A 14,565-nucleotide genomic window follows, 5' to 3' on the forward strand; every position below is an offset into this window, starting at 1 on the left:
TTCATTTCAGTCATCGACGCGTGCTCTCTATACTGAGCATCTTCATTTTTTGCAGGAACTCCTTTCATGGCTGTGGCCTCAGGACGCATTGCGCCGCGGGTTTTACAACAACTCCAGGTGCCGGTACAGGTTGTGCTGTATGCCGGTTTATTTGTTTTTGCTGAGTATGTGGTGAGCTGGCTGCATCTTCCTCTGCCGCCTAACATGGTGGGGATGGTCATGCTGCTGGTGCTGATTGCCTGCCGGGTTATCCCGCTCAACTGGGTCAGGGCCGGGGCGCGATGGCTATTGGCTGAAATGCTGCTGTTTTTTGTGCCGGCAGTGGTGGCGGTGGTCAATTATGCGCAATTGCTGATGGTGGATGGCTGGCGTATTTTCCTGGTGATTGCATTAAGCACCTGTCTGGTACTGGCGGCGACGGCCTGGGTGGTGGATAAAGTGTACCGCTATGAGATGCGCAGGATGAGCCATGACTAATTTTCAACTGAGCGTGCTGTGCCTGGTTATCACCCTTGGGCTCTACTTTGCCAATAAACGACTGTACCGCCGCTTTCGCAAACTGCTGCTGATGCCGCTGGTGTTAACGCCCATCCTGCTGGTGCTGTTACTGGTGTTCGGCCACATCTCATACCAGAACTACATGGGCGAAGCCCATTGGCTGCTGTGGCTGCTGGGTCCCGCGACGATTGCTTTCGCGGTGCCGGTGTACGATAACCTGGCGCTGATTAAGCGCCACTGGATGTCGCTTTCTGCAGGCGTAGTGACGGCCACGCTGGTTGCCGTCACCAGCTCTGTCTGGCTGGCGCGCCTGTTCACGTTGCCGGAAGAGATCCAGCGTAGCCTGGCGGTGCGTTCGGTCACCACACCGTTTGCGCTCGCAGCGGCAAAACCGCTGGGCGGCCAGCCGGATCTGGTGGCGCTGTTCGTGGTGGTCACGGGGGTATTCGGCATGGCGATTGGCGACATGCTGTTTCTGCGAATGTCGATTCGCGAGGGCATGGCGAAAGGGGCCGGATTTGGCGCTGCTTCACACGGGGCAGGGACGGCACGCTCTTATGAACTTGGGCAACAGGAAGGCGTTGTGGCAAGTCTGGTGATGATGCTTTCTGGTGTGGTGACGGTGCTGGCAGCCCCCCTGGTTGGCTTGCTGATGTTCTGAAACCCCGGCCGTCTGGCCGGGGAGTCATGCGGTTAGTGCGCGCGGCCCTGCGCGATACCAATACCGGTTTGTGAACGAATAAACTGTGCGCGGAACTGCTCGCGTTCGCGAACGCCTTCCGCCGAGTTGTCGGTGGTGGAGAAGAACCAGATCCCGATAAAGGCAATGGCGATGGAGAACAGCGCCGGATACTCATAAGGGAAAATCGCTTTCTCGTGGCCAAGGATCTGCACCCAGATGGTCGGGCCAAGGATCATCAGCACTACGGCGGTGAGTAACCCCAGCCAGCCGCCAATCATCGCCCCACGGGTGGTCAGCTTCGACCAGTACATCGACAGCAGGATAATCGGGAAGTTACAGCTGGCGGCGATAGAGAACGCCAGACCTACCATGAAGGCAATGTTCTGTTTCTCAAACAAAATTCCCAACAAAATTGCGACCACGCCCAGGATCAGCACGGTGATTTTTGACACCTTCAGCTCCTGACGTTCGGTGGCATTTTTACGGAAAACGTTGGCGTACAGATCATGAGAAACCGCTGAGGCACCCGCGAGGGTTAAACCGGCAACCACAGCCAGAATAGTGGCAAAAGCTACCGCAGAGATAAAGCCGAGGAACAGGTTGCCGCCGACCGCATCCGCAAGGTGAACCGCCGCCATGTTGTTGCCGCCGATAAGTGCGCCTGCCGCATCTTTAAACGCCGGGTTAGCGCCAACCAGCATGATCGCGCCAAAGCCGATGATGAAGGTCAGGATGTAGAAGTACCCCATAAAGCCGGTGGCGTAGAATACGCTCTTACGTGCTTCACGGGCGTCGCTGACGGTGAAGAAGCGCATCAGAATATGCGGCAGGCCAGCGGTACCAAACATCAGGCCAAGCCCGAGTGACAGCGCGGAGATAGGGTCTTTCACCAGTCCGCCAGGGCTCATGATTGCTGCCCCTTTCGGGTGCACCGCCATCGCTTCAGCAAACAGATTATTGAAGCTGAATCCGACATGTTTCATCACCATAAAGGCCATGAAGCTTGCGCCAAACAGCAGCAGGACGGCTTTGATGATTTGTACCCAGGTGGTGGCAAGCATACCGCCAAACAGCACATACATCACCATCAGCACGCCAACCAGGACCACGGCAACGTGGTAGTTGAGGCCAAACAGCAGCTCAATCAGCTTACCAGCACCCACCATCTGGGCAATCAGGTACAGCGCGACGACCACCAGTGACCCGCAGGCGGCGAGCACACGAATTGGCCCCTGTTTCAGGCGATAAGAGGCGACATCGGCAAAGGTAAAGCGCCCGAGGTTGCGCAGACGTTCGGCAATCAGGAACAGGATGATTGGCCAGCCGACGAGGAAACCGAGGGAGTAGATAAGTCCGTCGTAGCCGGAGGTGTAAACCAGCGCAGAGATCCCAAGGAACGAGGCCGCAGACATAAAGTCACCGGCAATCGCCAGCCCGTTCTGGAAACCGGTAATGTTGCCGCCAGCGGTGTAGTAATCGCTACGTGAACGCACCCGGCGGGAAGCCCAGTAAGTGATGTAAAGCGTCAGTAAGACGAAGATCAGGAACATGATAATCGCCTGCCAGTTGGTCGGCTGGCGCTGCACCTCGCCGGTAATGGCGTCGGCAGCGTTTGCCGCAAAAGGCAGCGTGGCGGCAAGCGCCGTCAGGACTTTCTTCATGATGCTTTCACCTCGCGCAGAACCGCTTTATTAAGCCTGTCGAACTCGCCGTTGGCCCGCCAGACGTAGACACCGGTCAGGAGGAACGAAATAATAATTACCCCGATACCGATAGGGATCCCGCGCGTGACGCTGGTTCCTGCGTGTAGCGGAGTGCCGAGCCATCCGGGGGCGAAAGCAATCAGCAGAATAAAGCCGACGTAAATCACTAACATGATGAGCGACAAAATAGCGGCAAACCGTTGCCTTTTTTCCACAAGCTCCCTGAATTGCGCACTGTTTTCTATCTGCTGACAAATTTCTTCATTCATCACAGAGTCTCCAGAGGTAAGGTCGGGTGGGTTTGTTTTTATTTCCCTCTCCCGTTAGGGAGAGGGTTAGGGTGAGGGGGTTACGATGGCATGGTGATGGACTGCTTCTCTTCGAGCAGTTTTTCCACAACACCTGGATCGGCGAGCGTTGAAGTATCGCCGAGGTTACTGGTATCACCGGCGGCGATCTTGCGCAGAATACGGCGCATGATTTTGCCGGAGCGGGTTTTCGGCAGCGAATCGGTCCAGTGCAGCACGTCCGGCGTTGCCAGCGGGCCAATCTCTTTACGCACCCAGTTTCGCACTTCGGTATACAGCTCCGGAGTCGGTTCTTCGCCGTGGTTTAGCGTCACGTAGGCGTAAATTGCCTGACCTTTGATGTTGTGTGGAATACCGACCACGGCGGCTTCGGCAATTTTCGGATGCGATACCAGCGCAGATTCAATTTCGGCGGTACCCAGACGGTGACCAGACACGTTCAGCACGTCGTCCACGCGCCCGGTTATCCAGTAGTAGCCATCTTCATCACGACGCGCGCCGTCGCCGCTGAAGTACATGTTCTTGAAGGTCGAGAAGTAGGTTTGCTCGAAGCGCTCATGATCGCCAAACAGCGTACGCGCCTGACCCGGCCATGAGTCGGTGATCACCAGGTTACCCTCGGTAGCGCCTTCCAGCGGATGGCCTTCGTTATCAACCAGCGCAGGCTGCACGCCGAAGAACGGGCGGGTGGCCGAACCGGCTTTCAGTTCGATAGCGCCCGGCAGCGGGGTAATCATGAATCCACCGGTCTCGGTCTGCCACCAGGTATCCATCACCGGGCATTTTTCGTTACCGATTTTCTTCCAGTACCACTCCCACGCTTCCGGGTTAATCGGTTCCCCTACGGAGCCCAGAATGCGCAGCGATGAGCGGTTGGTGCCGGTAATGGCCTTATCGCCTTCGGCCATTAGGGCACGAATGGCGGTAGGGGCCGTGTAGAGAATGTTGACCTGATGCTTATCCACCACCTGACACATACGCGCCGGGGTCGGCCAGTTTGGCACGCCTTCAAACATCAGAGTAATAGCGCCGCAGGCCAGCGGCCCGTACAGCAGATAGCTGTGTCCGGTGACCCAGCCGACGTCGGCGGTACACCAGTACACTTCACCTGGATGGTAATCAAACACATATTTGAATGTGCTGGCCGCATAGACCAGGTACCCGCCGGTGGTATGCAGCACGCCTTTCGGTTTGCCGGTTGAGCCGGAGGTGTAGAGGATAAACAGCGGATCTTCGGCGTTCATTGCCACCGGTTCATGTTTATCGCTGGCGTTCGCCGTGAGATCGCTCCACCACAGATCGCGACCGTCTTTCCAGTCAATCTTGCCGCCGGTACGCTTCAGAACCACTACGTGCTCAACGCTCTTCACGTTAGGGTTTTTCAGCGCATCGTCGACGTTCTTTTTCAGCGGGATGTTGCGCCCGGCACGCACGCCTTCATCTGCGGTGATAACCAGACGTGAACTGGAATCAATGATTCGGCCAGCAACGGCTTCTGGTGAGAATCCGCCAAAGATAACCGAGTGAATGGCGCCGATACGGGCACAGGCCAGCATAGCGACCGCGGCTTCTGGCACCATTGGCATGTAGATAGCGACAACATCACCTTTTTTCACCCCCAGATCCAGCAGGACGTTGGCAAAACGGCATACATCGCGGTGCAATTCGCGATAGGTGATGTTTTTGCTCTGGGAGGCGTCATCGCCTTCCCAGATGATAGCGGTTTGATCGCCGCGCTCGGCCAGATGTCTGTCGAGGCAGTTGGCAGACAGGTTCAGCGTACCGTCTTCATACCATTTGATAGAGACATTGCCGGGGGCAAACGAGGTGTTCTTGACCTTTGTGTACGGGGTCATCCAGTCGAGGATCTTGCCCTGTTCACCCCAGAAGGTGTCAGGGTCGGTCACTGACTGCTGGTACTTCGCCTTGTACTGTTCCGGGTTAATCAGGCAGCTTTCCGCAATGTTTGCGGGAATAGAGTGTTTGTGTATTTGGCTCATGGCTTTTTTTCTCCTTTTAACTTGTTAATGATATGTCAAATAAAAGTTAACTACAGGAGCGCTGACAGCTTTGTTTACTATTTGGGCGACAGATCACGCATTACTGGAACTGTATGAATATTCGTCAAATGAATCTTTGAAGTGAAATAATTACTTATTTGAATTTATAGAAATAGTGAGTTTAAAAAGTTTTTTATAACAAATGCTTATGCAATCTAAATAGTAAAAACCAGCGATATTATGCGTAAAAGTAGATAAAAGCCCCATTCTGAAAGGCTTGCGCAGCATGCCATGCAAGTGGTACTGATACTGCGCGTGAAAAAACCTCACTAACAAACGCAACACAATTCATACCCCTTTCAGCAGATGCCATTCCTTCCTGGAATGACGTCTCTCATTGAGGAAGTCTGTAGTCATGAAAAAAACGAAAGTCAGCCTGGCCTGGCAAATTTTGCTGGCCCTGATTCTGGGGATCCTGCTCGGAAGCTACCTGCATTATCAAAGCGACAGCCGCGAATGGCTGATTGCTAATCTACTCTCTCCGGCAGGGGATATCTTCATCCACCTGATCAAAATGATTGTCGTGCCGATCGTGATTTCGACCCTGGTGGTCGGTATTGCTGGCGTCGGTGATGCAAAATCGCTGGGGCGCATTGGTGCCAAGACCATCATCTATTTTGAAATCATCACCACCGTTGCCATCATTCTGGGGATTACGCTGGCGAACGTGTTCCAGCCAGGCTCAGGTATTGATATGTCGCAGTTGGCGGTGGCGGATATTTCGAAGTATCAGAACACCACGGCGGAAGTTCAGAGCCACGCGCATGGCCTGATGGGGACTATCCTGTCTCTGGTGCCGACCAACATCGTTTCGTCGATGGCGAAAGGCGAAATGCTGCCGATCATCTTCTTCTCGGTGCTGTTTGGCCTTGGGCTGTCATCCTTGCCTGCAACCCATCGTGAACCGCTGGTAACCGTATTCCGCTCTATCTCCGAAACCATGTTCAAAGTGACTCACATGGTGATGCGCTATGCGCCGGTAGGGGTGTTTGCGCTGATTTCGGTGACGGTGGCGAACTTCGGTTTCGCCTCGCTGTGGCCGCTCGCCAAGCTGGTTATCCTGGTATATGTCGCCATCCTGTTCTTTGCGCTGGTGGTGCTGGGACTGGTAGCGAAAATGTGCGGGCTCAGCATCTGGATCCTCATCCGTATCCTGAAAGATGAACTGATTCTGGCCTACTCAACGGCGAGTTCCGAAAGCGTGCTGCCGCGTATTATTGAGAAGATGGAAGCCTATGGTGCGCCGGCGTCGATCACCAGCTTCGTGGTGCCGACCGGTTACTCCTTCAACCTGGATGGTTCGACGCTGTATCAGAGTATTGCGGCAATCTTTATCGCTCAGCTGTACGGCATTGAGCTGTCGCTCGGCCAGGAAATTATCCTCGTGCTGACGCTGATGGTGACCTCTAAAGGGATTGCTGGCGTACCGGGTGTTTCCTTCGTGGTGCTGCTGGCGACGCTTGGGAGCGTGGGTATTCCGCTGGAAGGCCTGGCATTTATCGCCGGTGTCGACCGTATCCTCGACATGGCGCGTACCGCATTGAACGTGGTCGGTAATGCGCTGGCGGTGCTGGTTATCGCGAAGTGGGAACACAAATTTGACCGTAAAAAAGCGCTGGCGTATGAGCGTGAAGTATTAGGTCATTTTGATAAGAAGGCGAATCCGTAACGCCGAAGCCGGGTGTGCTTAACACACACCCGGCTTTATTTTTGCTGAGTGCTTACTCGTTGCTGAGTCTGTCAAACTCTTCGCACCCGGTATCAAACCCCTCCATACAGCTCAGGTTCAGCCACTGCAGTGCCTTCTGTTTGTTCTGACTGATAAAGCCTTTGTCACCCTGCAGGAACATCATTCCCGCCCAGTATTCGGCATAACCCGTTCTGGAAAGCACAGAGCTGCGTTTAAAATAGAAAGTCGCTTTCTCCTCGTCTTCCGGGATCGTATCGCCGTTGGCGTAGATAAGACCAAGCAGCATCTGGGCATCTACCGCGGCATCGCTTTCCACGTCTTCGGCAACACTTTCCAGCAACGCAATGGCTCGTGGGTAATCCGGCGTTCCGGCCTGATGGTTGACCAGCGTCCTTGCGAGCACGACGTCACCGACCTTACTGCCCGCACGGCTGGCCTGTTCCGCCAGCGACTTTGCTTCACGGTAATCGCTGCGCAGCGCCATCTGCGCGAGCAGGGCGACGGCGTCAGCGCTGCCGTTTTGTGCTGCTTTTTCAGCCCAGTAATGGGCTTTTTCTTCGTTGCCTGAGCTGAACCAGGTATCGGCCAGCAGATACTGGGCGCGGCTGTCTCCGGCTTCTGCCTGCTGTTCGAACTGGCTACCAATGCTGTCTGCGTAAGTCGGTAAAGTAAATAAAAGAAGTAATAATGAGAAATATTTCATTTTTGGTTTTCGTCAATGTACCTGTGGCGCAGTATAAAGGGGCGGCAGAAAAAATAAAATGGGCGCGTTAAGACCTCTGACTCCCTGCAAGCCAGGCGGGTTTCCCCGCCTGATGGGCTAGCCGTTCTGACAAGCTAATTTAGCCGCCACCTCCTGATGTCCACTCCTTATTCTTAATTCGCAAAGCTTCCCACGATTAATTAAGGTGAATATCAGAACCGTCAGGCATACAATTAAAAGAATACCTAACAAATATTTAAATGGCGTCATGCCTTTTACTCCTTGCGTTACGTGAAGTAAGAGGCTACCCTCATCCTGCTAGGGATTTTGTTGAGGGTAGCCTCGGGTTAATGGAAACATTGCCCGAGGCTTATTACTTTCTGTCCCTCACCAATGCTCAAGACAGAAAGCCTTAAGCACCCGGCAGAAATAGTATCTTTATTTTTATCAAAGAGAAGATGTAATTTATTTTATGATAAATTACATAAAATATGGAATGGTGCTCGCAGAAATTAAAATATAAAAGAGGTGAATAATCCCACCTCTTTTATTTACTTCAATGATAAATATATTATCCCATCGCGCTGGCGCGCAGGCGGGATTTCAATTTAGTATATTCATCAATCACATATTGCTCGGCGGCGCGCTGATCGGCGATCGGCTCGACGCGGACGGCGCAATACTTATACTCCGGCGTTTTGGTAATTGGGCTCAGGTTCTCCGTTACCAGTTCGTTACATGCGCCAATCCACCACTGATAGGTCATGTAAACCGCGCCTTTGTTCGGACGATCGCTAACCTGAGCGCGGGTAATCACCCTACCTTTACGCGAGTTCACCCACACCAGTGACTCATCCGCAATACCCAGTCTGGCGGCATCAGCGGTGTTAATCTGAGCGTAGCCAGGCTCATCGGCAAGTGCTGCGAGTGCCGCGCAGTTCCCGGTCATTGAACGACAAGAGTAGTGGCCAACTTCACGCACCGTAGAGAGCACCATCGGATACTCATCCGTGAGCTTGTCGATAGGTGCCACCCAGTCGCAGGTGAAGAATTTCGCGAGCCCGTTATCGGTATCAAACTTCTCTTCAAACAGGTAGCTGGTACCCTGATCGGCGTCAGACTCATCGGTGCATGGCCACTGGATGTAGCCAAGCTCTCCCATTTTCTCGTACGTCGCTCCGTAGAAACTCGGGCACAGATGCCGCAACTCATCCCAGATTTCCTGAGTGTTGTTGTAGTGCATCGGGTAACCCATGCGGGTGGCTATCTCACTGATGATTTGCCAGTCCGTTTTCAGATCCCACTGCGGCTCTACGGCTTTGAAGAAGCGCTGGAAACCGCGATCGGCTGCGGTATAAACGCCCTCATGCTCGCCCCAGGAGGTGGATGGCAGAATAACGTCGGCCGCCGCTGCGGTTTTCGTCATAAAGATATCCTGGACAATAACCAGCTCGAGATCTTCAAACCCTTTACGCACGGCAGAAAGCTCTGCATCCGTCTGCAGCGGATCTTCGCCCATGATATAGGCTGCACGCACTTCGCCATGCGCCGCACGGTGCGGCAGCTCGCTGATGCGATAACCGGTGTGGGCCGGTAAGCTTTCCACACCCCAGGCTTTGGCGAATTTCTCGCGGTTTTTTTCTTCTTTGACGTACTGATAACCCGGATAGGTATCCGGCAACGCGCCCATATCACAGGCACCCTGAACGTTGTTCTGCCCACGCACCGGGTTTACCCCGACGCTTGGTTTGCCGAGATTACCGGTCAGGATAGCGAGGCTCGTCAGTGAACGAACGGTTTCAACACCCTGGTAGAACTGGGTAACGCCCATGCCCCACAGAATGGCAGCCGATTTCGCCGAAGCGTACATGCGCGCGCACTGGCGAATTTCCTGTGCGCTAACGCCGGTGATGGCTTCAACGGATTCTGGCGTATAGCCTTCGACAATCTTGCGATACTCTTCAAAACCCTCCGCCCGTGAGGCGATAAAGGCTTTATCGTGCAGGTTCTCCTCGATGATGACATGCCCAAGAGCGTTTAACAGCGCGATGTTCGAACCGTTTTTGAGCGCAATGTGCATATCGGCGATGCGCGCAGTTTCAATTTTGCGTGGATCGCAGACGATAATCTTCGCCCCATTGCGTTTGGCGTTAATCACGTGATTCGCCACAATAGGGTGTGAATCTGCCGGGTTGTACCCGAAGATAAACACGAGATCGGTATTATCAATCTCTGTGATGGCATTACTCATGGCGCCATTACCGACCGACTGGTGCAGACCTGCAACCGAAGGGCCGTGTCAGACGCGAGCGCAGCAGTCGACGTTATTCGTACCAATAACGGCGCGCGCAAATTTTTGCATCACATAGTTGGTTTCGTTACCCGTTCCGCGTGAAGAGCCTGTCGTCTGAATCGAATCCGGGCCATATTTTTCTTTGATGGCGCTCAGGCGGCTGGCGACATAATCCAGCGCTTCGTTCCAGGAGACGGACTCCAGTTTGCCGCCACGCTCGCGGCGAATCATCGGGGTTTTCAGACGGGGGGTGAGGATCTGCGTATCGTTGATGAAATCCCAACCGTAGTAGCCTTTCAGGCACAACGTCCCCTGGTTGGTTTTCCCTTGCGCAGCCTCAGCCTTGACGATTTTGCCGTTGTCGACCACCAGGTTGATTTTGCATCCTGAGGCGCAATACGGGCAAACCGTGACGACTTTTTTCATCGGTCTCGCTCCAGTTAATCAATTCTTGCTCACCACTGAGTTATGCATCTTCTATGCCATAGTTAAATTATGGGCATTTCATGATCTTGCGCAGACCTGGCGGATAATTGACTGACGAAAAGGAGACCATCGTCAGATTTGACGTGTCGAACGGCAGAGAAAGGAGGTTCTCACAATGATAATATCAATTGATAAAGTGATAATGGCGCCCCCGGCATATTTGAGATTCGTCCACTACCCGCCGAATTCCGCCTTGATTACCGTAACGCCAGCTCCCTGATGAGATGGGTTTTATGAAACGTTACGCTTGCGCTTTACTCTTCTGCACCATGTCACTGACAAGCTCGCTTGCTCAGGCGGACCTCATTGATGATGCCATCAGCAATATTCAGCAGGCGGTGAACGATGCCTATAACCCGGGGAGCGACCGTTCATACAATGACGACGACGGGCGCTATGACAACAGCCGTCAGCAGCGTGACGATCGCAGTCGACAGTACGACGATCGCAGTCGGCAACTCGAAGATCGTCGCCGCCAGCTCGATGAACGCCAGCGTCAGTTAGATCAGGATCGGCGGCAGCTTGAGGACGATCGCCGCAGGCTCGACGACGAGTACGATCGCTAGTCCAGCACGATCTCCATGCCGTCATAACCCGCTTCGATCCCCGGAGGCAGAGGATTGTGCATCATCCAGACGTCAAGCTGGTGACTGATGTGCGTCAGCACCACTCGCGGGCAGCCCAGACTCTCGTTTATTGCCAGTACCGCGTTGAGATCGTTATGGTTACGCGGCGTTTCGGCCTTCGGCGGGTGATTACAGTCGATGATGATAATATCTGGCGCGTTGTTGCGTAAAAACGTCAGCGTTTTATCGGGAAGTCCGGCGGTATCAGCAAGCCATGCCGCGCGGCTGCGTGCGGTCTCCAGCAAATAGCCAAAACAGAGCTTTGAGTGATTAAGCGGTAGCGGCGTTACGCGCAGTCCCTGGAGTTCGAACATCACGAAAGGCGCAAGGGTATGGCTGAAATCGAGAAGCCCCGGGTGTTTGAAAAGGTCATCACAGCCCTGTTCGTCCGGCGGGCCATACACCGGAATTTTTGCGCCAACGCCCCAGCGCAGGGGAAACAGCCCCTGCACGTGATCCATATGATAATGCGTGAGCAAAAACTGCCGAAAACTGCCCGCGGGCCAGCTATCCATGATGTCCGGTAGACCGGCGTCGAGCAGGGTCACCGCGCCGTTGTAACGTACCATTGCGCTGCAGGGGCGGCGGCGAAAACGGGGATGCCTGCGGGCGCGGTGGCAGGCTGCGCAGTCGCAGCCGAACGCCGGAACCAGCTGCGCACCGCCGGAGCCGCTTAACTGGATGGTGAGGCTCATTACCCCTCCTGTAGGGTCTTTTTAAAGCGATAATGGCTCTGCAGGTAACCTTCACGCAGATAAAATCGATGCGCCTCGGTACGTCCTTTGCCGCTGGAAAGCTCCATACCTTCCGCGCCGTGAGCTTGCGCCTCGGCTTCTGCCCAGTGCAGCAGCCGTTGGCCGATATTCAGACCACGTTGCTTCGGCAAAACCACCAGTTCCTGGATCTCGCCAATCCAGTGGCTGTGATGGAGCTGAAACTGTAGCTGCATGCCGATAAGACCCACCACCTCACTATCGACCTCAGCCACCTGATAGTGCAGGGTCGGGTTGAGCAGATTCGCCGCAAATCCTGCCGCAAAGGCGTCGCGTGGGTACTGCACCTGTTTGAGCTCGCTTATCAGGTGATACACGGCAGGGGTATCTTCCGGGGTGGCTGGACGCAGTTTACAAACAGGCATGAGGGCTCTCTTTTGACAACACAGGCTGACGGATCAGCGCCAGAAAAGTATCTACTGACTGTATCAGACTTCCGTCGTTATTCAGCGTATGACAACCTTCGGGCTGGTAACGTGCTGCGCGTGCCAGTCGCTGGGTGATTTCCGTCTGTGTCTCACGGCCGCGCGTTTCAAGGCGCTGGCGGAGGATCTCTGGCGTCACCTGCAGACACACCGGCAGTAGCGAGGCACCATAACGCGCTTTCGCCTGCGGCAAATGTGCTCGTGACCCGTTGACCACCACGTCGAAACCCGCGTGTAGCCAGACGTCCACCTCTACGCCGACGCCGTAGTAAAAGCCGTTGGCGTGCCAGCTCAGGGCGAATAGCTGCTGCGCGGCACGGGTGAAGAACTCCTGCTCGCTAAGGGCGACATGGTTCTCGCTCCCGGCGTTCCACGGGCGGGTAATGTAGCGATGAGCCACCAGAATGCGCGGATGTTCAAAGACGCGCAGCGCCTCCAGCAGGCTGTCTTTTCCGGAACCGGAGGCCCCGACTAACCACACCAGCTTTCCCGTCATCAGAATACCCTCCGGCCCTGACGCCAGACATGGTCGATATGAATATGTTCGCCTTTGCGATGAGCCAGCACCAGATCCGCGCGCTTACCTTCGGCAATTACGCCGCGGTCGTGCAGATTCAGCGCCCGCGCCGGGTTTTTTGTCACAAGATGAATCGCCTGCGGCAGGGTGAAGGTGTTGCGTTCGTCGTCCGCGACCCGGAATGCCGCATCGAGCAGGCTCGCCGGGTAGTAATCGGAGGAGAGAATATCCAGCAGACCAACTGCCGCCAGTGAGCTTGCTGCCACATTTCCGGAGTGGGAGCCGCCGCGAACGATGTTTGGTGCGCCCATCAGTACGTTCATACCGTGCAGGCGTGATGACTCAGCGGCAGCAAACGTGGTAGGAAACTCGGCGATCACGCTGCCAAGCTGATGTGATTCGACGACATGTTCGTGAGTGGCATCATCATGGCTCGCCAGCGCAATGTTACGCGCCCGGCAGTGGGCAGCAATGGCCATACGGTTGGGCTGCGACCACTGTGCGGCGAGCTGGAGCTGCTCTTCTTCGTAGCGCGCCATCTCATCGTCGCTGAGGGAGTATTTGCCCTGGTAATATTCACGATACTTCTCGATATTGGCGAACTGACGCTGACCCGGGGAGTGATCCATCAGGGATACCAGCGAAACCGGCTCGCGGCCTACCAATTTTTCAAACAGCGGAAGCGTGGTGTGATGCGGTAATTCGCAGCGCAAATGCAAGCGATGTTCGGCGCGGTTTAAGCCGCGTTTTTGCGTCTCTTCGACGGCGTTAATCATCTTTTCCAGATTTTCCAGCCGATCGCCGCCGTCACGGACGTCGCCAATAGCAACGGCGTCCAGTACGGTGGTGATGCCGCTCGCCACCATCAGCGCATCGTGGCTGCTCATGGCGGAATGCGCCGGCCAGTCCACCTTTGGCCGTGGGGTAAAGAATTTATCCAGGTTATCGGTATGCAGTTCGATAAGCCCCGGCAGCAGCCAGCCGCCTTCGCCATCCATCGCTTCCGGCTGGCGGCTCTGGCTTTCGGCAAAGGCGCGGATCACGCCATCGGCGATCTCGAGCGAACCGGCCACCACTTCATCGTCGAGTACCAGTTTTACATTATTGATAATCATGGTGTTGTTCCCATCGGGTGGAGACGATCGGCCACGCGGTTTCGTACGGTTTCATCGTGGAAAATACCCACGATTGCCGCCCCGCGTGATTTTGCTTCGTCGATAAGCCCAACGACGGCGGCACTGTTTTTTTCATCCAGCGAGGCGGTCGGTTCATCGAGCAGCAGAATGGGGTACTCCACGATGAACCCGCGGGCGATATTCACTCGCTGTTGTTCACCGCCGGAGAAGGTTGACGGTGCCAGGTGCCACAGGCGTTCCGGCACGTTGAGGCGCGTCAGCAGGCTGGCAGCCCGAGCGGCGCAGGTATCACGCGGCACGCCGAGACTGAGCAGCGGTTGCATCACCACGTCGAGGGCCGAAATACGGGGGATCACCCGTAAGAACTGACTCACCCAGCCGATGGTGGATTTACGCACTTCTACGACTTTTCGTGCCGGGGCGCTGACCAGGTCTACCCACTCGTCGCCGTGTTTGATGTGAATATGCCCTTCGTCGGGCGAATAGTTGGCGTACAGCGAGCGCAGCAGGGTTGATTTCCCGCTGCCGGAGTGGCCGTGCAGTACCACGCATTCGCCCGCGTTAACGGCGAGCGACGTGTTATCAAGTACCGGCAAGCGAATGCCGTTTTGCTGGTGGAGTACAAAGGTCTTACTCACGTTTTCTACGCGGATCATGTTGGCCTC

At 55.1% G+C, this 14,565-nt stretch carries 15 protein-coding genes; 4 read left to right on the plus strand and 11 right to left on the minus strand.

Annotation, left to right across the window (positions count from 1 at the left end; all coding sequences use genetic code 11):
• Positions 1–66: 66 nt before the first annotated feature.
• Complete coding sequence (locus C7387_RS15345; RefSeq protein WP_120817009.1) at positions 67–477, plus strand: CidA/LrgA family protein; 411 nt, start codon at positions 67–69, stop codon at positions 475–477.
• Positions 470–1,159: an LrgB family protein gene (locus C7387_RS15350; RefSeq protein ID WP_120817010.1), complete on the plus strand. Its 690-nt coding sequence runs from the start codon at positions 470–472 to the stop codon at positions 1,157–1,159. The genes C7387_RS15345 and C7387_RS15350 overlap by 8 nt, the downstream gene beginning before the upstream one ends.
• 32 nt (positions 1,160–1,191) lie before the next feature.
• Here the strand turns inward: C7387_RS15350 and actP are convergent, their stop codons facing one another.
• From actP to acs, 3 genes are all read right to left on the minus strand, one after another.
• The gene (gene actP, locus C7387_RS15355) at positions 1,192–2,841 is read right to left on the minus strand and encodes a cation/acetate symporter ActP (RefSeq protein WP_006816719.1); all 1,650 of its coding nucleotides are present in this window, start codon (positions 2,839–2,841) and stop codon (positions 1,192–1,194) included.
• The gene (locus tag C7387_RS15360) at positions 2,838–3,152 is read right to left on the minus strand and encodes a DUF485 domain-containing protein (RefSeq protein ID WP_006816720.1); all 315 of its coding nucleotides are present in this window, start codon (positions 3,150–3,152) and stop codon (positions 2,838–2,840) included. Before C7387_RS15360 ends, actP begins: the two co-directional genes overlap by 4 nt.
• A gap of 80 nt (positions 3,153–3,232) precedes the next feature.
• Positions 3,233–5,191: an acetate--CoA ligase gene (acs, locus tag C7387_RS15365; protein ID WP_038252782.1), complete on the minus strand. Its 1,959-nt coding sequence runs from the start codon at positions 5,189–5,191 to the stop codon at positions 3,233–3,235.
• Between the two features lie 415 nt (positions 5,192–5,606).
• Between acs and gltP the strand changes: the two genes are divergently transcribed.
• The gene (gene gltP, locus C7387_RS15375; protein ID WP_006816723.1) at positions 5,607–6,920 is read left to right on the plus strand and encodes a glutamate/aspartate:proton symporter GltP; all 1,314 of its coding nucleotides are present in this window, start codon (positions 5,607–5,609) and stop codon (positions 6,918–6,920) included.
• Positions 6,921–6,972: 52 nt separating this feature from the next.
• On the opposite strand, the gene C7387_RS15380 is transcribed toward gltP, so the two are convergent.
• The 3 genes from C7387_RS15380 to fdhF all read right to left on the minus strand — a co-directional run bounded on the left by C7387_RS15380 (position 6,973) and on the right by fdhF (position 10,363).
• Complete coding sequence (locus tag C7387_RS15380) at positions 6,973–7,644, minus strand: tetratricopeptide repeat protein (RefSeq protein WP_120817012.1); 672 nt, start codon at positions 7,642–7,644, stop codon at positions 6,973–6,975.
• Positions 7,645–7,761: 117 nt separating this feature from the next.
• Positions 7,762–7,914, minus strand: coding sequence for a Hok/Gef family protein (locus C7387_RS15385; RefSeq protein ID WP_072009028.1), 153 nt, complete (start codon positions 7,912–7,914; stop codon positions 7,762–7,764).
• 301 nt (positions 7,915–8,215) lie between these two features.
• Positions 8,216–10,363 (minus strand): formate dehydrogenase subunit alpha, encoded by a 2,148-nt coding sequence (gene fdhF, locus C7387_RS15390; RefSeq protein WP_087943224.1) that lies wholly within the window; start codon positions 10,361–10,363, stop codon positions 8,216–8,218.
• A 293-nt stretch (positions 10,364–10,656) separates the two neighbouring features.
• Here fdhF and yjdP point away from each other — a divergent pair, with 293 nt between their 5' ends.
• On the plus strand, positions 10,657–10,989 hold the full coding sequence (yjdP, locus tag C7387_RS15395; protein ID WP_038252775.1) for a DDRRRQL repeat protein YjdP: 333 nt from the start codon (positions 10,657–10,659) through the stop codon (positions 10,987–10,989).
• Here yjdP and phnP read toward each other — a convergent pair.
• Genes phnP through phnL form a run of 5 tightly spaced genes read right to left on the minus strand, consistent with a single transcriptional unit; the run spans position 10,986 to position 14,556 of the window.
• Complete coding sequence (gene phnP, locus C7387_RS15400) at positions 10,986–11,744, minus strand: phosphonate metabolism protein PhnP (protein ID WP_120817013.1); 759 nt, start codon at positions 11,742–11,744, stop codon at positions 10,986–10,988. The two genes, yjdP and phnP, sit on opposite strands and share 4 nt — an antisense overlap.
• On the minus strand, positions 11,744–12,187 hold the full coding sequence (gene phnO, locus C7387_RS15405) for an aminoalkylphosphonate N-acetyltransferase (RefSeq protein WP_120817014.1): 444 nt from the start codon (positions 12,185–12,187) through the stop codon (positions 11,744–11,746). Before phnO ends, phnP begins: the two co-directional genes overlap by 1 nt.
• A complete protein-coding gene (phnN, locus tag C7387_RS15410) occupies positions 12,174–12,743 on the minus strand; it encodes a ribose 1,5-bisphosphokinase (RefSeq protein WP_006816730.1) in 570 nt (189 codons plus the stop codon). The genes phnO and phnN overlap by 14 nt, the downstream gene beginning before the upstream one ends.
• Positions 12,743–13,879 (minus strand): alpha-D-ribose 1-methylphosphonate 5-triphosphate diphosphatase, encoded by a 1,137-nt coding sequence (gene phnM, locus C7387_RS15415; protein WP_120817015.1) that lies wholly within the window; start codon positions 13,877–13,879, stop codon positions 12,743–12,745. The genes phnN and phnM overlap by 1 nt, the downstream gene beginning before the upstream one ends.
• Positions 13,876–14,556: a phosphonate C-P lyase system protein PhnL gene (gene phnL / locus C7387_RS15420; protein WP_006816732.1), complete on the minus strand. Its 681-nt coding sequence runs from the start codon at positions 14,554–14,556 to the stop codon at positions 13,876–13,878. The genes phnM and phnL overlap by 4 nt, the downstream gene beginning before the upstream one ends.
• Positions 14,557–14,565 lie beyond the last annotated feature (9 nt).

The organism is Yokenella regensburgei, assembly GCF_003634235.1.
Taxonomy (GTDB): Bacteria; Pseudomonadota; Gammaproteobacteria; order Enterobacterales; family Enterobacteriaceae; genus Yokenella; species Yokenella regensburgei.

Coding starts and splice junctions, on each gene's coding strand:
- C7387_RS15345 (WP_120817009.1), top strand. CDS start 67: ATGGCTGTGGCCTCAGGACGCATTGCGCCGCGGGTTTTACAACAACTC.
- C7387_RS15350 (WP_120817010.1), top strand. CDS start 470: ATGACTAATTTTCAACTGAGCGTGCTGTGCCTGGTTATCACCCTTGGG.
- actP (WP_006816719.1), bottom strand. CDS start 2,841: ATGAAGAAAGTCCTGACGGCGCTTGCCGCCACGCTGCCTTTTGCGGCA.
- C7387_RS15360 (WP_006816720.1), bottom strand. CDS start 3,152: ATGAATGAAGAAATTTGTCAGCAGATAGAAAACAGTGCGCAATTCAGG.
- acs (WP_038252782.1), bottom strand. CDS start 5,191: ATGAGCCAAATACACAAACACTCTATTCCCGCAAACATTGCGGAAAGC.
- gltP (WP_006816723.1), top strand. CDS start 5,607: ATGAAAAAAACGAAAGTCAGCCTGGCCTGGCAAATTTTGCTGGCCCTG.
- C7387_RS15380 (WP_120817012.1), bottom strand. CDS start 7,644: ATGAAATATTTCTCATTATTACTTCTTTTATTTACTTTACCGACTTAC.
- C7387_RS15385 (WP_072009028.1), bottom strand. CDS start 7,914: ATGACGCCATTTAAATATTTGTTAGGTATTCTTTTAATTGTATGCCTG.
- yjdP (WP_038252775.1), top strand. CDS start 10,657: ATGAAACGTTACGCTTGCGCTTTACTCTTCTGCACCATGTCACTGACA.
- phnP (WP_120817013.1), bottom strand. CDS start 11,744: ATGAGCCTCACCATCCAGTTAAGCGGCTCCGGCGGTGCGCAGCTGGTT.
- phnO (WP_120817014.1), bottom strand. CDS start 12,187: ATGCCTGTTTGTAAACTGCGTCCAGCCACCCCGGAAGATACCCCTGCC.
- phnN (WP_006816730.1), bottom strand. CDS start 12,743: ATGACGGGAAAGCTGGTGTGGTTAGTCGGGGCCTCCGGTTCCGGAAAA.
- phnM (WP_120817015.1), bottom strand. CDS start 13,879: ATGATTATCAATAATGTAAAACTGGTACTCGACGATGAAGTGGTGGCC.
- phnL (WP_006816732.1), bottom strand. CDS start 14,556: ATGATCCGCGTAGAAAACGTGAGTAAGACCTTTGTACTCCACCAGCAA.